Origin of the sequence: Rhodococcus sp. H29-C3, assembly GCF_030063405.1 — a bacterium.
Lineage (GTDB): Bacteria > Actinomycetota > Actinomycetes > Mycobacteriales > Mycobacteriaceae > Rhodococcoides.
Window position 1 is genome coordinate 383,328 of sequence record NZ_JASITC010000003.1, and the last position, 18,212, is coordinate 401,539.

The window sequence follows — 18,212 nt, forward strand, 5'->3', positions numbered from 1 at the left end:
GGCCGACTAGGGGAGTCGATCCGACCGGTAGGTACCAATCGGTGCGCCATGTGCTGCTGCCCGGCGAAAAGCGCCGTGCAGACGCTCGGCCAGAACGTCGGGTTTCGACAGATCTCGCCAGTCCCAGCGAACGACGACCCACCCGAGGTCGTGCAGACGGTTGTGGCGGTTCTTTTCGTCGATGACGGCTCGCACAGGGTTCGACTCGTATTTACCCTCACCGTCGAACTCTCCGATCACGCCTTCGGGAAACAGGAAGTCCACCCTGCCAAGGAATGCCCCTCAGGCGTCGTAGACCCACTGGTTCAGCAAGGGTGTGGGCAAGCCGAGGTTGTGAAAGAGCAGTCGACTCCGTGATTCGCCGACGCTTTCGCTGCGGGAGGACATCAGGCCCACGGCGTGGCGCGCATGGCCCACCCCCGTTCGTCCAGCGGCGCCGTCGACGGCTTCGGCCAACTCGAACGCGGTCGTCAGACCACTGTGCAGTGCCTGGTCACCGACACACACCGACTGCTCGACGCGTTCGGTTCTTGCCAGGTCGATCACCGTCCGCGCAGGAACCGTCACCGGTACGCCGTCGATGATCGTGCGATCGGAGTCGAGCAGACGCGTCCCGTGCAGGGTGCGCCGTCTGCTGCGCTTGCTTGCGTAACTTCGTCCGATTGTCAGAAAAGCTTTGTCGAGAGCGATGCCCCACACCGGCATACCGTGCAACACCGCGGCCGACACGTGACTGAGCACAGCGTCCTCGGCCGAGTTCAACAGCACAGCCTTGGCGAGCAGAAGATGCTGCTCGGAGGAGTCCAGTGTTCGGTACACCGCCGATCGCACGACGCAGCCACGACGAATCGACAACAGGGTTCGGTCGGCTCGACTGCGTCGTAGATCGTCGTCCGTATAGCCGGATGCAAGCGCGTCGGCGCGGGTGAACATGCCCGGTTGATCGAAGTCCATACCCAGTTGGACGTGGATCGAGGCCGTTTGGATTCATCTGCGGACAAAATGCTCCCCGTATTGGGATTCGAACCCCCTGCAGGAGGTTCGAATCCCAAATAGAGGAGTAAATCGCGCCCGGAACGGCCCCCGACGCTACTTCGCCCGACCCCGCTGATCGCGGTACCAACGCACGAGGGCGTCGGTGGAGGAATCGCTCTGCGGCGCCGGGGCGTCGACGTCGGTGAGGACGGGGGTCAGTTCGAGCGCCTGGGTTTTGCCGAGTTCGACGCCCCACTGGTCGAAGGGGTCGACGCCCCATACGACGCCCTCGACGAACACCTGATGCTCGTAGAGGGCGATGAGCTGACCCACGACGGACGGTGTCAGCTTCGGGGCGAGTATCGATGTCGTCGGCCGATTGCCGGGCATGACCTTGTGCGGTACGACGTCGGCCTCGGTGCCTTCGGCTTCGATCTCTTCGGCGGTCTTGCCGAATGCGAGCACCTGGGTTTGCGCGAAGTAGTTGCTCATCAGCAGGTCGTGCATGCTGCCGGTGCCGTCGCGGGTGGGGAGGTCGTCGGTGGGCTCGGCGAATCCGATGAAGTCGGCGGGCACCAAACGTGTTCCCTGGTGCAGCAATTGATAGAACGCGTGCTGCCCGTTGGTACCGGGCTCGCCCCAGAAGATCTCACCGGTCGAGGTGGTGACGGGCGTGCCGTCGGCCTTGACGGACTTGCCGTTCGATTCCATCGTCAATTGTTGGAGGTAGGCGGGGAATCGTGAGAGGTCGTTCGAATACGGCAGTACTGCTCGGGTTTCCGAGCCGAAGAAGTTGGTGTACCAGAGCCCGATCAGTCCGAGGAGTACCGGCGCGTTCTGCGCGAGCGGGGTCGTACGGAAATGCTCGTCTATGCGGTGGAATCCGTCGAGGAATTCTCCGAACGCTTCCTTCCCGACGGCGGCCATCACGGCGAGGCCGATTGCCGAGTCGACCGAGTACCGACCGCCGACCCAGTCCCAGAACCCGAACATGTTGGCGGTGTCGATACCGAACTCGGCGACCCGTTCGGCATTGGTGGAGACGGCGACGAAGTGCTTGGCGACGGCGTCCTCGCCGAGGGTTGCCGTCAGCCAGCGGCGTGCGCCGGTGGCGTTGGTGAGGGTTTCGAGTGTCGAGAACGTCTTCGATGCGATGACGAACAAGGTGGTCGCCGGATCGAGGTCGGCGAGCGCGGCTACCAGGTCCGCAGGATCGACGTTGGAGACGAAACGCGCTTCGATGCCTGCGTCGGCGTAGTGGCGCAACGCGCGGTAGACCATGACGGGTCCGAGGTCGCTGCCGCCGATACCGATGTTGACGACGGTTCGGATTTTCTGGCCACTGGCCCCGACCCACTCGCCCGAGCGAACGCGATCGGTGAATTCACCCATCCGTGTCAGTACTTCGTGCACGTCAGCGACGATGTTTTGGCCGTCGACCTCGAGGGTTGCGTCGGCGGGTAGCCGCAGCGCGGTGTGCAGGACGGCGCGGTCTTCCGAGGTGTTGATGTGCTTGCCCGCGAACATGGCGTCGCGATGGCCTTCGACGTCGGCTGCCCGTGCGAGCTCGACGAGCAGTGCGAGGGTCTCTCGATCGACCCGATGCTTGCTGTAGTCGATGTGTAGTTCACCGGCGTCGAGGGTGAACTCGCGGCCACGATCAGGATCGGCGGCGAACAGATCGCGCAGATGAGTGTCGCCGATGGAGTTGTGGTGTGCCGTCAGGTTCTTCCAGGCCTCGGTGCCCGTGATGTCGCCGCTCATATTTGCCAACCCTAATGTGCGCCGACGGGATGCGCGCGTCATCCCGTTTGCCGACGACTGCGCGAGGGCACACTCGGGGTATGGACCACAGCACCCTCATCGAATCCATTCCAGCGAAGTTGTGGATCGGCGGCCACGCGGTCGATGCCGAAAACGGCGCGACCTTCGACGTCAACGATCCAGCTACCGGCAGGCCGTTCACGAAAGTGGCCGACGCCAGTCCCACCGATGCGCTCAGGGCTCTCGACGCGGCAGCGAATGCGCAGAGTTCCTGGGCAGCTACTGCGCCGAGGCAGCGTGGTGAGTTGCTGCGCGCTGCGTTCGAGAAACTCACCGAACGCGCCGATGATGTCGCGACGCTGATGACTCTCGAAATGGGAAAGGCGTTTGCCGAGTCGCAGGCCGAGATCAAGTACGGAGCCGAGTTCTTTCGCTGGTTCAGCGAGGAAGCCGTCCGTATCGGCGGCCGGTATACGCAGGCCCCGGCAGGAAACGGCCGAATTATGGTCAGCAAGGCGCCCGTGGGGCCGGTCCTTGCGATCACGCCGTGGAACTTCCCACTCGCCATGGGCACCCGCAAGATCGGACCGGCTCTCGCTGCAGGATGCACGATCATCGTCAAGCCTGCCAGCGAGACACCGCTGACCATGCTCTTCCTTGCACAGTTGTTCGCCGAGGTGGGACTGCCCGAGGGGGTTCTGTCGGTGGTGACGACGTCGAGGTCGAGCGCAGTCTCGGCCCCGCTGCTCGAAGATCCACGCCTGCGCAAACTGACGTTCACCGGATCCACCGAGGTAGGTAAGAAGCTGATCGAGCAATCGGCTGGGGGCTTGCTCCGAACGTCGATGGAGCTGGGCGGAAACGCACCGTTCGTAGTCTTCGACGACGCGGATATCGACGCAGCCGTCGACGGCGCGATGCTCGCGAAACTACGCAATGGCGGCGAAGCCTGCACCGCAGCCAACCGCTTTCACGTGGCCAACAGTGTGCGAGAGGAATTCACCTCGAAACTGGTGGCACGGATGAAGGATACGAAGCTCGGACCAGGCATCGACCCGTCGACGACTCTCGGCCCACTCATCAACGCGGACCAGCTGAGCAAGGTCGTGGAATTGGTCGATGATGCGGTCGCAGCAGGTGCGACGGTGGCGCTCGGTGGCGAGGCATCCGGCGGTGAGGGCTACTTCTACCCGGCGACCGTGCTGACGGACGTGCCGCCGACGGCTCGAATCCTGGCGGAAGAAGTGTTCGGACCGGTCGCGCCGATCGTGGGTTTCGACACCGAGCAGCAAGGCATCGACGCCGCGAATTCGACCGAGTTCGGCCTCGCCGCCTACATCTACACCGAGGATCTGGATCGGGCGCTTCGAGTTGCCGATGCGATCGAGAGCGGAATGGTCGGAGTCAACCGCGGAGTGATCTCGGACGCGGCTGCGCCGTTCGGTGGCGTCAAGGCCTCCGGGTTCGGGCGAGAAGGTGGAAGTGAGGGGATCGAGGAGTACTTGGAAACCAAGTACATAGCCCTTCCCTGAGAAAGGACTCGTTGTGCACGGGAAGCCGTGCACAACGAGATTCTGGAGTCTTTACCGGCCGAGGCGTCCGCGACCGAGGCGGAGTAGCAGCATGGCGAGCGTGTGGCCTTCCTGGCCAAGGCTGCTGAAGCGGTCGAGCACCTTCATTTCGCGGCTGTGGACCATGCGCGGGCCACCCGAAGCCATCCGTGTTCGGCCGATCAACTGCGATACCTCGCTCCGGCGCTGAATAGCAGCCAGGATCTCGGCGTCCAGGCGATCGATTTCCTGCCTCAGCTCGTCGATCTCGGCTTCGGTGGTGGGCAACGCATTCTCGGAGTCGGTCTTCGTCGTGGATGCCATTTCTTCTCCTTGTGTCACATCATGGATCGTTACCGCGTCCGGCACCGTTACGTCTACGGAATCCGGGTGAATACCTGAATTGAACGAGCTGGGGTAGGTGCCTGACATGAAAGAACCCCGGGGGCCTCGTGGCGAGGGCCTCGGGGTGCAATCACTTACCGGCCGCCCTCGCATTCGGTCGTTCTCACGACACGAAAGATAGGACGTCGACGCACGGCTGTTTCGATCACCGATTCAGTTTGCCACTTGGACGGCCTCGTGGAAAGTCGGTTGATTGCAACAATGACGGCAGCGGTTCTCCGTGTCGGTGGGCGCCGGTAGCCTGAGACAGCGATGAACATGAATCTTGTAGCTGTACCCGTTCCCGGTAGATCCAAGTCCGAAGCACTGCTGGAGGGTCTCAATACACAGCAGCGCGAGGCCGTCATGCACACCGGGTCGCCTCTCCTGATCGTTGCGGGCGCGGGTTCGGGCAAGACTGCAGTCCTGACGCGCCGCATCGCATATCTGCTGGCTGAGCGTGGTGTCACCCCGGGACAGGTACTTGCCATCACGTTTACCAACAAGGCTGCAGCCGAGATGCGCGAGCGAGTCGTCGGACTCGTTGGGCCGCGAGCGAACAACATGTGGGTATCGACGTTCCACTCGAGTTGCGTCCGGATACTACGTAGCCAGGCCTCCTTGTTGCCGGGGTTGAACTCCAACTTCTCGATCTACGACGCCGACGATTCTCGTCGCCTGCTGACGATGATCTCGAAGGATCTGCAGATCGACACGAAAAAGTTTTCGGCGCGTCTGCTCTCCACGTCGATCTCCAATCTCAAGAACGAGCTGATCAGCCCGGACGATGCAGCGTCGGATGCGGAGAAGGAGCCTGTCGAGCTGCCCAAGCTCATCGCTCGGGTGTACGGCCATTATCAGCAGCGTCTGCGCGCGGCCAATGCGATGGACTTCGACGATTTGATCGGCGAGACGGTCGGAATGCTGCAAGCGTTTCCTCAGGTCGCGGAATACTACCGGAGGCGGTTCAGGCACGTTCTCGTCGACGAGTACCAGGACACCAACCACGCCCAGTACATGCTGGTTCGAGAATTGGTCGGCACACCGGACGCCGACGGCGCGCTGGAGGGCACCATCGAGCCGGGTGAGCTGTGCGTCGTGGGTGACGCGGATCAGTCGATCTATGCGTTCCGAGGGGCCACTATTCGCAACATCGTGGAGTTCGAACGCGACTACCCCGATGCGCGCACGATTCTGCTCGAGCAGAACTACCGTTCGACGCAGAATATTCTCTCGGCCGCCAACTCGGTCATCTCCCGCAATACCGGCCGACGCGACAAGAAGCTGTGGACGGACACCGGTGAGGGTGAACTGATCGTCGGTTACGTAGCCGACAACGAGCACGACGAGGCGTCGTTCGTCGCGTCGGAGATCGATCGACTCGTGGACAACCACGACGTGCGCTACGACGAGGTGGCGGTCTTCTATCGCACCAACAATTCCTCGCGAGCACTCGAGGAAATCTTCATTCGGCTCGGATTGCCCTACAAGGTCGTCGGCGGTGTGCGCTTCTACGAGCGCAAAGAAGTCCGCGACATGGTGGCGTACTTACGTGTGCTGTCCAACGAGGACGACACAGTGAGCATGCGTCGTATCCTGAACACTCCGCGCCGAGGAATCGGTGACCGGGCCGAGGCATGTGTCGCCGTGCATGCCGAGCAACGGGACATGAGCTTCTCGCGGGCACTGCGAGATGCAGCCGACGGGCGCGTCGCATTACTGAACAGTCGGTCTCAGAAACTCATCGGCCAGTTTCTCGAACTGCTCGACGAACTCCGCGCGGTTCTCACGACGACGGACGGTGATGGTAACGACGTCGTCGACATCGGCGACGTCGTCGAGGCAGTTCTCGACAGGACCGGATATCGGGCGGAACTCGAGGGGAGTAGCGATCCTCAGGATGGTGCCCGCCTCGACAACCTCAACGAACTGGTCAGTGTGGCAAGGGAATTCACCTCCGAGGCACGTAATCTTGCCGCGGTCGCGGCTGAACTCGACGCCGAGGGCGTCACCGAAACGGTGCCCGACGGCGAGGCGGATCCGGAGGAGGGACTACCGGAACCTGGTTCGCTCGGGGCATTCCTCGAACGAGTGTCGTTGGTAGCCGACACCGATCAGATTCCAGACTCCGGTACCGGTGTCGTCACGTTGATGACATTGCACACGGCCAAGGGGCTGGAGTTTCCTGTGGTCTTCGTGACCGGCTGGGAGGACGGGCAGTTCCCGCACATGCGCGCGCTCGGAGATCCGAACGAGCTGTCGGAGGAACGGCGTCTTGCCTACGTGGGAATCACCCGGGCTCGCCACCGGCTATACGTAACCCGCGCGGTCATGCGCTCGGCATGGGGGCAGCCGATCAACAACCCGGAATCACGCTTTCTGCAGGAGATTCCGCAGGAGCTGATCAAATGGAAGCGTGAGGACCCGGGTATCGGCGGTGGACGCTCCATCGGCGGGGGGCGCACAAGACAGGGCAGTTACGGCGGCGGGGGATTCGGCGGCGGAAGTTTCGGGGGCGGAAGTTCCCACGGCGGGGCTTCGAGTACACCGAGTTTCGGTTCCGCTCGTGCTCGCAACAACACGTTGGTGTTGGCCGTAGGCGACCGCGTCAACCACGATAAGTACGGTCTCGGAACCGTCCTCGAGTCGACTGGGAGCGGAACCTCCGCGATGGTTCTCGTCGACTTCGGCACATCCGGACGAGTGAAGATGATGCTTATCGGTGGGGTGCCGATGACCAAGCTCTGATTGGAGTCCACCGCGGCTACACACGTTCACGAAAGGGCGTGTGTAGCCGGGGGGAATGTCTGTGTGCGGGCGGAGAAGGTGTTGCTAGTCCCTTTCGGGGCCGAGGCCGATGCCTCGTGAAGCCAACCAGGGGAGCGGGTCGATCTTGTTCTCGCCGGGCAAGTGGACCTCGAAGTGAAGGTGCGGGCCGGTGGAGAAACCGCGGTTGCCCATGGTGGCAATTTGATCGCCGGCCATGACCTGCTGGCCGACCGTCACGGTTGCCGTGTCGATGTGGCCGTACACGGTGACGGTGCCATCTGAGTGCTGTACGCGAACCCACATTCCGAAGCCGGAAGCAGGACCTGCATCGATGACCTTGCCGTCGGCAACCGAGACGATCGGAGTTCCGATGGCGTTGGCGATATCGACGCCGGCGTGAAGGGTGCCCCAGCGGGCCCCGAAGTTGGAGGTGTAGGTTCCGACGGCCGGTAGGACGAACAGCGGGCGTCGAGCAGCGGCCTCGCGTGCGGCGCGCTCTTCGCTGAAACGCTGACCCTTTGCCAACAAATTGCTGAACTCGCTCAGGTCTACCGGGTTGGCGACGTTGAGTATCTGAGGAGCTTGAGAGGCGGCCGTGCTCTTGGAGTCGGTGGCGAACTGGGCTGCCTGCGGAACTGCCGTTGCGGCAATGCCGGGTGCGGCGGGCGCAGAACCTGCAGCCAGAGCGACTTCTTCGGAAGTGGCGGTGGCAGGCGCGTGATCGATAACGGCCTGTCCTGCGGCGACGATAGCCCCGGCAGCAACAGCGAGAACGGCTGCCCGACCCTTGAGTGCGGTGGGCGGCGTGGGGATGCGGTGCGATCCACCGCGGCGGGGTACTTCCAAGATCGGTGTAACGGATTCGGTGCCCGCGGCGCTATCGATGTCGACGGAGCTGTGCAGCTCGGCATCGTGGTAGCTCTCGGCGGGGCCGTAGTTGCTGGCGAAATAGTCGTAGGTCGGCGTTTCGAAGTCGGCGGCCTCGGTTCCCCAGCTGGTATCGGTCGAGTACATGGTAGGTGCACTTTCGGTCACAGCGGCCGGGGTGACGAATCTGCTGGTGGTGAAGGACGCGCGGTGCTGCGACAAAACCTTCGACCTCCGTTTCGTGATCTGCTCGTTACTTAAGACTCCGCAGACGGTAACGAAACGATCGCGAGGCGCGCAAGTTTTTGGCTCAGACTGGGCCGATATGTGACATGCCTCACAGTGTGAACAGGGGAAATGTCCCCTCAGCGATCAACCTCGCTCGGTTACAACTACCCGAATGCGCGTTATCGAAACGCGGCCCGCGGAGTCGATGTAAATCGGCGCCGGCAGATAACGTCGCTGTCGTGGCACCTATCTCCGAGACCGACCAGTCCGCACAGGTACTCCCTCGACGGATCGAGCCCGACCGCGACGACGACAAGAGCGCGTTCGCGCCAGCAGTTCTCGCAGCGTCCGCGACTGTGGTTGCCGCGCTGTGCGGCGTTGTAGCGCTGTCGTTCGAGTCAGTTGTCACGCAGGATTCGGTCACCGCAGCTAACGGAGAGGCGATCGGCGCGGGCGTCACTGTTGCGGCGCTCATTGCGCTTGCGCCGGTGGTCCTGGTGTCTTTGATGGCAGTGCTCGGTGTGATTGCGCGCCGCGCTGCGCTCACCGGCGCTGTGACGGCCGGTTACGGGGCGGTGTCGGCCGGTCTGGCCGTCCTCGATGTCGGACTCCTGATCGATCCGATCGATTCGAATCGTCTGGAACTGTTTCGTCCCATCACTGCCGCTGCGCTCCAACCAGGCGCCGGTGCCTATCTGATTCTTGCCGCACATGTCCTAGCGGCGCTGGGCGGGTTGTTCGGCTTGGTCGCGGTGAGCCGAGCCTCCATGTTAGACGGATACGGACACTCCACCCACTCGGACATGACCAACCGGGCCTCGGCAATCCGAATCGGCGGGTGGTTGTCCGTACTTGCCGTCGCCGCTGCCGCCGTTGCGGCGGGATCGATGTTCGCGTCGCCCTACTACTCTTCCGACGCCATCGTGCTGGTTCCCGTCGCGATCGACTCCCCGGTGACGACGTCGGTGGGGTCGGGGATCGTTGCCCTGGCCCTACTGATCGTGGTGGCGGCGGTGCTTGCGTCGATTTCCCCTACCGTCGCGGCCGGCGCTTCCGTAGGCGCAGGACTCGGCATGCTCGGCGTCACGGGCTCGCGAGTGGTGGCCGGTGCGTCGAGTGGGCCGGGGGTCGACGCGGCGCCCGGATCGTGGGTCGGCGTCGTTGCGTCGGCCGTGCTCGTGGTCGTAGGAATTGTGCTCGTCTCGGTGTCCAAGCTCCGGGAGCGACGTGGCGTCTCCGACGGGGTTCGACGCACCACGACCCTGGACTCGACGTCGGTGACGACGCGTTGGCACGTCGTCGCCGGAGTTGCGGGTCTCGCGGCAGGTGTCCTCATCGTCACCGGCGCCCTCTTGCCGACCCTCACCGTTCCGGATGGGCTTGCGAATCCGACGATCCTTGCCACGAGGGTCGCGGCCGTAGCGGGCTTCGTGTTGGTCCTGGCGTCCATACCGATGTTCTTCTCGGTATTGGCGGCAGCAGTCCGTCCCGCGCTCGGTGTCCTGACGGCTGCCGCCGTGATGGGTGCATCCGGCGTTCTGCAGTCGGTTGTCCTGGCCACCGACATCGACGGCATTGCCCTCGGCGTCGGCGGCATCGCGACGGCACTGGGCACTGTCGGCGCAGTGTTGTGTGGCGGATGCGTGCTTCTCGCCGGCAGCACTGAGCGCGAGGACGTCGACACCTCGGACATGCGCGTCGACGTCAGGCTCGGATCAGCGGCATGGCTCGGAGCGCTGTTGTCGGTGGCAGGCCTGGCGCTGCCGCTCTACCGTGGCACGGACGTCACTGCAGCGTGGTTCGGTACTTTCCCCTGGGGATGGGACGTCTGGGGACAGGCATTTCTCGCTGTGACCATCGTGGTCTCCGCCGTCGTTGCGTCACGGTCGAGGCCTGCGCGCGGCACTGCACTTCTCGTGGGCTGCGTGATCGCGATGATCATCTATTTGCTCGGGTGGCCGCTGACCAAGACACGCGCTCTCGAGCCCGTGATCGGTCCCGGAGTGATCGTCGGGGCGCTCGGAGCGCTCACTCTTGCTGTGGCCGCGCTACTTTCGGCTCGTAGCCGTCTACGGTGAGGCATAGGACACATGGCACCTGCCGGTGAGATAGACCACATACCATCCATGCGCCCGATGCGCCCGTGGACTACCTGGATAAAGTCGATGCTCAGACCCGCTCACACCCTGGAGCGGGCGTCAACGTAGACGAGACGGTGAGCTGATGGATCTCTTCGAATACCAGGCGAAGGAATTGTTCGCCAAGCATGGCGTACCAACCTCCGCAGGTCGTGTCACGGACACGGTCGCCGGAGCAACAGAAATTGCCAAGGAAATCGGCAAGCCAGTAATGGTCAAGGCGCAGGTCAAGGTCGGCGGACGTGGCAAGGCCGGCGGCGTCAAGTACTCCAAGGACGTCGCAGCAGCCACCGAGAACGCAGAAGCGATTCTCGGACTCGACATCAAGGGCCATGTCGTCAAGAAGCTTCTCGTTGCAGAAGCATCCGACATCGCCGAGGAGTACTACATCTCCTTCCTGCTCGACCGCACCAACCGCACCTACCTCGCGATGTGTTCGGTCGAGGGTGGCGTGGAGATCGAGGTGACGGCGGTAGAGAACCCCGACGCACTCGCCAAGATTGCAGTCGATGCAGTCAAGGGCGTCGACCTCGCTTTTGCTCGTGAAATCGCCGAAAAGGGAAAGCTTCCCGCCGAGGTGCTCGACTCCGCCGCGGTGACCATCCAGAAGCTGTGGGAGGTCTTCATCAACGAAGATGCTCTCCTGGTCGAGGTCAACCCGCTGGTTCGCACCCCGGACGATGAGATCCTCGCCCTCGACGGCAAGGTCACCCTCGACGAGAACGCAAGCTTCCGTCAGCCCGGCCATGCGGACTTCGAGGACAAGGACGCTGCCGATCCCCTCGAGGCCAAGGCCAAGGAAAACGACCTCAACTACGTCAAGCTCGACGGACAGGTCGGCATCATCGGTAACGGTGCCGGACTGGTTATGTCGACCCTCGACGTCGTTGCATACGCAGGCGAAGCCCACGGTGGCGTCAAGCCCGCCAACTTCCTCGACATCGGTGGCGGCGCCTCGGCCGAGGTCATGGCTGCAGGCCTCGACGTCATCCTCGGTGACGAGCAGGTCAAGAGCGTGTTCGTCAACGTCTTCGGTGGCATCACCTCCTGCGACGCGGTTGCCAACGGCATCGTCGGCGCGCTGAAGAAGCTCGGTGACGAGGCCAACAAGCCGCTGGTGGTTCGTCTCGACGGCAACAAGGTCGAAGAAGGACGCAAGATTCTCGCCGACGCCGCGCACCCGCTGGTGACGCTCGCCGAGACCATGGACGAGGGCGCCGACAAGGCCGCCGAGCTGGCTGCGAAGTAGAGGAAACCATGTCAATCTTTCTGAACAAGGACAACAAGGTCATCGTCCAGGGCATCACCGGCGGCGAGGGCACCAAGCACACCGCTCTGATGCTCAAGGCCGGCACCCAGGTCGTCGGCGGCGTCAATGCACGTAAGGCCGGAACCACGGTCAAGCACGTCGACAAAGACGGCAACGACATCGAACTTCCCGTCTTCGGCACGGTCGCCGAGGCAATCGAGAAGACCGGCGCGGACGTCTCCATCGCTTTCGTGCCGCCGGCATTCGCCAAGGACGCCATCGTCGAAGCGATCGACGCGGAGATCCCGCTGCTCGTCGTCATCACCGAGGGAATCCCCGTGCAGGACTCCGCGTACGCGTGGGCCTACAACGTGGAGAAGGGCAAGAAGACCCGCATCATCGGACCGAACTGCCCCGGCATCATCACCCCCGGTGAAGCTCTCGTCGGCATCACGCCCGCCAACATCTCCGGCACCGGGCCCATCGGCCTCGTCTCGAAGTCCGGCACGCTGACTTACCAGATGATGTTCGAACTCCGTGACTTCGGCTTCTCGACGGCCATCGGCATCGGCGGAGACCCGGTCATCGGTACGACGCACATCGACGCCATCGAGGCGTTCGAGAATGATCCCGAGACCAAGATCATCGTCATGATCGGCGAAATCGGTGGCGACGCCGAAGAGCGCGCAGCCGATTACATCAAGGCCAACGTGACCAAGCCCGTCGTCGGCTACGTCGCAGGCTTCACCGCTCCCGAAGGCAAGACCATGGGCCACGCAGGCGCCATCGTCTCCGGCTCCTCGGGTACGGCTCAGGGCAAGAAGGACGCTCTCGAGGCTGCAGGCGTCAAGGTCGGCAAGACGCCGTCCGAGACCGCTGCACTTGCTCGCGAGATCCTGGAATCGCTCTCCGTCAAGTAGCTTTCATCTTCGAAAGGCCCGTCACCGGTGGTGGCGGGCCTTTTGTTTTCTGCCCGCCCCGCGCCCGCTTGGCTCCGCCCGCCTGCTTCAATGGCCCGCTCTAGCTATCTGATCGTATGAATGGCACATCGAAGCGGTCGATTTGCTGGTCCCGCACGGTCTTTGGCCACTCAGGTGCTGTGTCATCTGCGCCGGTCGATGCGGGCCGGGGTGTCGCACCGGGTCCGTAGACTAGCGTGGTCCGTGGACCCGAATTCGACGTAGAAACATGAGGTGAGTGTCATGACCTATCCGCCCGAGGGCCCAAACTCAGGTTCGCCCGGTTACGGAACCGGCGGATACGGTAGCCACGGCCCGACCGGCCCGTCCTACGGCGCGACCCCACAGGGTCCGTCTGCACAGGGTCCGTCGCCGCAGGGGCCTTCTTCGCAGGGTCCGTCTCAGCAGGCGCCAGGGCAACAGTCGTACTCGCAACCAGGTCAGTACTCGCCGTCGCCCACCTCGGATACGCCGTCGCCGCTTCCGCGGATTCTGACGCTGGTGGTCGCCGCGCTCGGCGGGATCGGTTTTCTGGTCGGACTGGCCGGCCAGTACTCGGCTTTCGACGTGTCCAGTAACTTCTTCCAGTTCGGTAACGGTGACCCCACTTCGATCGCGCTGCTGTTGGCCTCGGGGCTCGTGGCGGCGGTCGGATTGTTACCCAAGCAGTCGAGCACCATCGGAATCGCGGCAGCGTTGGCGATTTCAGGGTGGCTGACGCTGGTATTCCAGTCCTTCAATATCGACTCGGGCGGAGGAATGGGCAGCTCGATCGGTCTGGGAACCGGTGCCATCATCGTCTTGGTACTCGGGTTCTTTCAATCACTTGCTGCGATCGCCGCGCTTCTGTTCGGTGCGGGTGTATTGAAAGTTCCTGCGCCAAAGGCTGTTTCGTACGGCCAGCAGAATCAGTTCCAGGGTTATTCGCCAACTCAGGGTTATCGCCAGCAGGGCCAGCAGCCACCGAACTACGGTTACGGTCAGCCACAGCAGAGCTATGGAGGCCAGAGCCAGGGTGGTTACGTTCCACCGACCTACTCGGGACAGCCTGCACCCAATCAGCCTGCGCGCGGCCAAAATCCATCCGGCAGCCTCGGTTACCCGGTCGACCCTCAGCAGCAGGGTGCAAGCGGATCGACGGGCTCTGCCGATCAGGCTTCGCCGTACAGCCAGTATCAGTACGGCCAGCCGCCGGTGGGTTCTGCTGGATCGGGAGCGCCTCAACATGCAGTCCCGCCCGAGACACAGGCAGTGCCGACGGATCAGCAGTCAGGAGGGCCGTCCACACACACAGAGGGTGGCTCGACCGGTGGGCCCTCCTACAGTGAACCCACCCAGGCGTTCGGCACCACTCCCGCCAACGACGACGAGAAGTAGGGCATCTCCGGCGCGCCTGATCCATCGCCTCGCCCGATAGTGAAACCCTCATCCCTGATGAGCGCTCTACTGAATCACGAGAGACGGCGTACGCGGCACCCGGCACAGCAGCGTCCACCGCTGTTGACCCCTGCCCAGTCCAGAATGTTGGTCCAGGTCGGTTTCCGGGTTCCCGGCCTCTTGATAGCAATCCTTGCTTCGCTCGTTCTGGTCACGCTCGTCTCCGCCAACAGTGAGCTCACCGGGACGCTCGGCGCGATTGCCGGTATGTGGTTCGCCGTTCATCAGGTGCCGTTGAGTATTTCCGGAACGGCTCTCGGAGTGTTGCCGTTGCTTCCGACGATTGTGCTCATCGTCGTGGTCGCACGTGGCGTCCACCGGGTTTCCATGGAGTTCTCGACGCGTCGAGAACTGGGATCGATCTTCGCTGCCGCCGTACTCGGGCCACTGCTCGTCACCGCGGTCGCGTTGGCTGTCGCCACCGATGCCTCGGCCGCGATCGGTCTGTCGAGCCCGAATGCGTTTCACGCGTTCGCTTGGGTCGCCGGAGTTCATGCCACCGCTGCCGCTATCGGTGTGGTGATGGGAAGCTGGGATTCGCTCGGCCTGGCCCCGAGGTTCCCCGCCTGGGTGGGGGAGGTCGTGCGGCCGACGACGCGCGCCGCGATGGTTCTGATTGCGGGTGGTGCAGCTATATCTCTCGCGGCGATGGTCGCGTCGTGGTCGACGATGGAGATGCTTCTCGACGCCGGGAACGGATTCGTCGGCGTCCTCGGGCTCACCGTCCTCTCGATCCTCTATCTACCCAATGTGGTGCTCGGAACGTCTGCGGTGTCGGTCGGATCCGCAGCGCATGTCGGCGAAGCCTCGGTCAGTCTTTTCCACACTGGGGCCGGTCCACTTCCGCCGCTCCCGGTTCTTGCGGTTCTGCCGGAAGGCTCAGCGCAGACGGCATGGTTCTTGATGCTCGTGGTCCCGATCACGGCTGCTGTCATGCTCGGTCGCGATTGCGCACGTCGAACCGTCGACGTGCATTACGCAATGTCCTCGGTCTGGCTCGGTGCCGCGGCACTTGGGATTCTCGCGGCAGTGGGCGGCTTCGCGGCAGGCGGAAACCTGGGGACGTTCGGCACCGTGGAAATCACGGTGTGGTCGTTCGGTTTGTTGACATTCGCGTGGTTGGCGGTGGTCGGATCACTGGCTGCCGCACTCACCGCGTGGCGTGGGGGATCGAAGCACGATGAATCGGTTTCCGAGAAAACCGTGCGCGAAAGCGACCAGCCTGTCCTGACGACTCGAGCCCAGCCCGCAGAGACCCAGCCCGCAGAGACCCAGCCCGCAGAGACCCAGCCCGCAGAGACCCAGCCCGCCGGGACCCAGCAGTCTGCCGATGTCGAACCCGCCGTCCACGAGGAACATGCTTTGGACGCCGAGATCATCGAAGTGCCCGAGGCCATCGAGGTACCCACGATTGCGCCAGAACCCGATGCGGCTGCGTCGGCGGCCGATGACGTCGTCGAGGCAGAGGTTGTGGACTTGGCTGCACAACAGACGTCGGACGTCGAAGAACCGGTCGAGGTGAAGTCCACAGAGGACCTGCCCGTCAAGCCTGCAGAGCGCAGCGACTAGTCTTTGTGCTGGCCCGGATCGACGGGCAACCACGACGATTCTCAGGAGAACTGCGCTGACTGCCTCGCGTGAGCACCGAGCACGAGTCGTTGTCCTCGCTTCGGGCACCGGCTCGTTGTTGCATTCGCTGATCGCTGCTGCTGCGGTGGACACTTATCCCGCGCGAATCGCGGCAGTCGGTGTCGATCGCGAGTGCGACGCCGTCGAGCATGCACGTGCGGCTGACATCGACCACTTCCGAATCGGACTTCGTGATTACGCGGACCGCGCGCAGTGGGATGTAGCACTCACCGAATCCGTCGCGAAGCATCAGCCGGATCTCGTCGTCACCGCCGGGTTCATGAAGATCCTGGGCCCGAGCTTCATCGACGCTTTCGCCGGGCGCATCATCAACACGCACCCGGCACTGCTGCCGTCGTTTCCCGGTGCACATGCTGTTCGGGACGCGATCGAATACGGCGTCAAGCTGACGGGGTCGACGGTGCACCTCGTCGACTCGGGTGTCGACACCGGACCGATCCTGGCTCAAGAAGCCGTGGCGGTGCACGAAGGCGACAGTGAATCGTCGCTGCACGAGCGAATCAAAACTGTGGAACGACGGCTGCTGGTCGATGTGGTCGCGGCCGTGGCCACCCGAGGTGTTGTCTCCGATGGACGAAAGGCTCAGATTAGGCGATGAGTGAACGTAAAGCAGTGCGGCGTGCGTTGGTCAGTGTTTACGACAAGACCGGACTGATCGAATTCGCGACCGGTTTGCACAACGCAGGTGTCGCCCTCGTGTCCACCGGTTCCACGGCGTCGAAGATCGCCGACGCGGGGATTCCGGTCACCAAGGTCGAGGATCTCACCGGCTTCCCCGAGACGCTCGACGGCCGGGTCAAGACCCTGCACCCACGCGTTCATGCAGGAGTGCTCGCGGACACTCGACGGCCCGAGCATCTCGCGCAGCTCGAAGAGCTCGGTATCGAGGCGTTCGAGCTCGTGGTCGTCAATCTTTACCCGTTCACCGAGACTGTTCGTAGCGGCGCGTCCGAAGACGAATGTGTCGAGCAGATCGATATCGGTGGACCGTCGATGGTTCGCGCTGCGGCGAAGAATCATCCGTCGGTGGCCGTGGTTGTGGATCCTGCTCGGTACGAAGGTGTTCTCGCTGCCGTGTCCGGTGGCGGATTCACGCTCGCCGAACGTACTGCCCTTGCGGCGCAGGCGTTTGCACACACTGCGTCGTACGACGTCGCAGTCGCATCGTGGATGAGCAGTGTCCTCGTGAGTGATCCCGAGTCGACATTTCCCGAGTGGATCGGGGGCACGTGGGACCGATCTGCAGTGCTTCGGTACGGCGAGAATCCGCATCAGGCTGCTGCGCTGTACATCGACCCAGCGGGTGACGGCATTGCGCAGGCGAAGCAGCTGCACGGTAAGGAGATGTCGTACAACAACTTCACCGACGCCGACGCCGCGTGGCGGGCTGCGTTCGACCACTCTGCGCCGACTGTCGCGATCGTCAAGCATGCCAATCCCTGCGGTATCGCGCTGGGCGAGAGCATCGCCGAGGCCCATCGCAAAGCGCACGCGTGTGATCCGGTCAGTGCATACGGCGGCGTCATCGCAGCCAACCGCGAGGTGACTGTCGAGATGGCGGAGCAGGTAGCGGAGATCTTCACCGAGGTCATCGTCGCGCCGTCGTACGCGGATGGTGCATTGGGAGTTCTGCAGCGCAAGAAGAACATTCGTGTGCTTCTCGCTACGCCGCCGGCGCCGCAGGGTATCGAGCTGAAGCCTATTTCCGGCGGCACGCTCCTGCAGCAGCGCGACGCGATCGACGCCGACGGTGACAACCCGGCCAACTGGACGCTCGCAGCCGGTGAGCCGGCCGACGCACAGACGCTGAAGGACCTCGAATTCGCTTGGCGTGCATGTAGAGCGGTCAAGTCCAACGCGATTCTTCTCGCGCACGATGGCGCCTCGGTCGGCGTCGGAATGGGCCAGGTCAATCGCGTCGATGCGGCTCATCTGGCGGTCCAGCGGGCAGGCGAACGCGTCGAAGGTTCGGTCGCGTCCTCGGATGCTTTCTTCCCTTTCCCCGACGGGCTGCAGGTGTTGCTGAGCGCAGGGGTGCGGGCTGTTGTACAGCCCGGCGGATCGGTACGCGACAACGAGGTCATCGCAGCCGCTCAGGATGCCGGCGTCACGTTGTATCTGACGGGTGCACGGCACTTCGCGCATTAGAGTTCGCAGTTGTGCATCCCCGCTCGTCGGGACGCCCGAATCCGGGTAGGGGGTGCACAAATGTGCGAACGCTCGTAACGTGGTGAAGTGACCT

14 protein-coding genes are annotated in these 18,212 nt (G+C 63.3%); 9 read left to right on the top strand and 5 right to left on the bottom strand.

From position 1 onward, the window contains the following. Positions 1 to 6 precede the first annotated feature (6 nt). The 3 genes from QMK32_RS09070 to pgi form a co-directional block, all read right to left on the bottom strand. Positions 7 to 264 (bottom strand): hypothetical protein, encoded by a 258-nt coding sequence (locus tag QMK32_RS09070; RefSeq protein ID WP_283474436.1) that lies wholly within the window; start codon positions 262 to 264, stop codon positions 7 to 9. 18 nt (positions 265 to 282) lie between these two features. Further along, complete coding sequence (locus QMK32_RS09075; protein WP_283474438.1) at positions 283 to 954, bottom strand: hypothetical protein; 672 nt, start codon at positions 952 to 954, stop codon at positions 283 to 285. 135 nt (positions 955 to 1,089) lie between these two features. Then, entirely contained in the window at positions 1,090 to 2,739 is a 1,650-nt protein-coding gene (gene pgi, locus QMK32_RS09080) for a glucose-6-phosphate isomerase (RefSeq protein WP_283474439.1), read from the bottom strand. An 80-nt stretch (positions 2,740 to 2,819) separates the two neighbouring features. Between pgi and QMK32_RS09085 the strand changes: the two genes are divergently transcribed. Then, on the top strand, positions 2,820 to 4,271 hold the full coding sequence (locus QMK32_RS09085) for an NAD-dependent succinate-semialdehyde dehydrogenase (RefSeq protein WP_283474441.1): 1,452 nt from the start codon (positions 2,820 to 2,822) through the stop codon (positions 4,269 to 4,271). 51 nt (positions 4,272 to 4,322) lie between these two features. Here QMK32_RS09085 and QMK32_RS09090 read toward each other — a convergent pair whose 3' ends face one another. Beyond that, the gene (locus tag QMK32_RS09090; protein WP_349307555.1) at positions 4,323 to 4,787 is read right to left on the bottom strand and encodes a chorismate mutase; all 465 of its coding nucleotides are present in this window, start codon (positions 4,785 to 4,787) and stop codon (positions 4,323 to 4,325) included. 159 nt (positions 4,788 to 4,946) lie between these two features. Between QMK32_RS09090 and QMK32_RS09095 the strand changes: the two genes are divergently transcribed. Next, on the top strand, positions 4,947 to 7,421 hold the full coding sequence (locus QMK32_RS09095; protein ID WP_283474443.1) for a UvrD-helicase domain-containing protein: 2,475 nt from the start codon (positions 4,947 to 4,949) through the stop codon (positions 7,419 to 7,421). 84 nt (positions 7,422 to 7,505) lie between these two features. On the opposite strand, the gene QMK32_RS09100 is transcribed toward QMK32_RS09095, so the two are convergent. After that, complete coding sequence (locus tag QMK32_RS09100; RefSeq protein ID WP_283474444.1) at positions 7,506 to 8,531, bottom strand: M23 family metallopeptidase; 1,026 nt, start codon at positions 8,529 to 8,531, stop codon at positions 7,506 to 7,508. Positions 8,532 to 8,776: 245 nt separating this feature from the next. Between QMK32_RS09100 and QMK32_RS09105 the strand changes: the two genes are divergently transcribed. The 7 genes from QMK32_RS09105 to purH all read left to right on the top strand — a co-directional run bounded on the left by QMK32_RS09105 (position 8,777) and on the right by purH (position 18,118). Beyond that, a complete protein-coding gene (locus QMK32_RS09105; protein ID WP_283474445.1) occupies positions 8,777 to 10,615 on the top strand; it encodes a hypothetical protein in 1,839 nt (612 codons plus the stop codon). 145 nt (positions 10,616 to 10,760) lie between these two features. Next, the gene (gene sucC, locus QMK32_RS09110; protein WP_088941817.1) at positions 10,761 to 11,924 is read left to right on the top strand and encodes an ADP-forming succinate--CoA ligase subunit beta; all 1,164 of its coding nucleotides are present in this window, start codon (positions 10,761 to 10,763) and stop codon (positions 11,922 to 11,924) included. Between the two features lie 8 nt (positions 11,925 to 11,932). Beyond that, positions 11,933 to 12,844 (top strand): succinate--CoA ligase subunit alpha, encoded by a 912-nt coding sequence (gene sucD, locus QMK32_RS09115; protein ID WP_084347777.1) that lies wholly within the window; start codon positions 11,933 to 11,935, stop codon positions 12,842 to 12,844. 282 nt (positions 12,845 to 13,126) lie between these two features. Next, the gene (locus QMK32_RS09120; protein ID WP_283474446.1) at positions 13,127 to 14,260 is read left to right on the top strand and encodes a DUF5336 domain-containing protein; all 1,134 of its coding nucleotides are present in this window, start codon (positions 13,127 to 13,129) and stop codon (positions 14,258 to 14,260) included. 57 nt (positions 14,261 to 14,317) lie between these two features. After that, complete coding sequence (locus tag QMK32_RS09125) at positions 14,318 to 15,889, top strand: cell division protein PerM (protein ID WP_283474447.1); 1,572 nt, start codon at positions 14,318 to 14,320, stop codon at positions 15,887 to 15,889. Positions 15,890 to 15,926: 37 nt separating this feature from the next. Beyond that, positions 15,927 to 16,568 carry a phosphoribosylglycinamide formyltransferase gene (purN, locus tag QMK32_RS09130; RefSeq protein ID WP_283474732.1) on the top strand — a complete coding sequence of 214 codons (642 nt, stop codon included), beginning with the start codon at positions 15,927 to 15,929 and terminating at the stop codon, positions 16,566 to 16,568. After that, the gene (gene purH, locus QMK32_RS09135) at positions 16,565 to 18,118 is read left to right on the top strand and encodes a bifunctional phosphoribosylaminoimidazolecarboxamide formyltransferase/IMP cyclohydrolase (protein ID WP_283474449.1); all 1,554 of its coding nucleotides are present in this window, start codon (positions 16,565 to 16,567) and stop codon (positions 18,116 to 18,118) included. Before purN ends, purH begins: the two co-directional genes overlap by 4 nt. The last annotated feature ends 94 nt before the right edge of the window (positions 18,119 to 18,212 follow it).

Excerpts from the sequence above, each read along its gene's own strand:
- sucC (WP_088941817.1), top strand. The coding sequence starts at position 10,761 with ATGGATCTCTTCGAATACCAGGCGAAGGAATTGTTCGCCAAGCATGGC.
- sucD (WP_084347777.1), top strand. The coding sequence starts at position 11,933 with ATGTCAATCTTTCTGAACAAGGACAACAAGGTCATCGTCCAGGGCATC.
- pgi (WP_283474439.1), bottom strand. The coding sequence starts at position 2,739 with ATGAGCGGCGACATCACGGGCACCGAGGCCTGGAAGAACCTGACGGCA.
- QMK32_RS09085 (WP_283474441.1), top strand. The coding sequence starts at position 2,820 with ATGGACCACAGCACCCTCATCGAATCCATTCCAGCGAAGTTGTGGATC.
- QMK32_RS09090 (WP_349307555.1), bottom strand. The coding sequence starts at position 4,787 with ATGCGAGGGCGGCCGGTAAGTGATTGCACCCCGAGGCCCTCGCCACGA.
- QMK32_RS09120 (WP_283474446.1), top strand. The coding sequence starts at position 13,127 with ATGACCTATCCGCCCGAGGGCCCAAACTCAGGTTCGCCCGGTTACGGA.
- purH (WP_283474449.1), top strand. The coding sequence starts at position 16,565 with ATGAGTGAACGTAAAGCAGTGCGGCGTGCGTTGGTCAGTGTTTACGAC.
- QMK32_RS09075 (WP_283474438.1), bottom strand. The coding sequence starts at position 954 with ATGGACTTCGATCAACCGGGCATGTTCACCCGCGCCGACGCGCTTGCA.
- QMK32_RS09095 (WP_283474443.1), top strand. The coding sequence starts at position 4,947 with ATGAACATGAATCTTGTAGCTGTACCCGTTCCCGGTAGATCCAAGTCC.
- QMK32_RS09125 (WP_283474447.1), top strand. The coding sequence starts at position 14,318 with ATGAGCGCTCTACTGAATCACGAGAGACGGCGTACGCGGCACCCGGCA.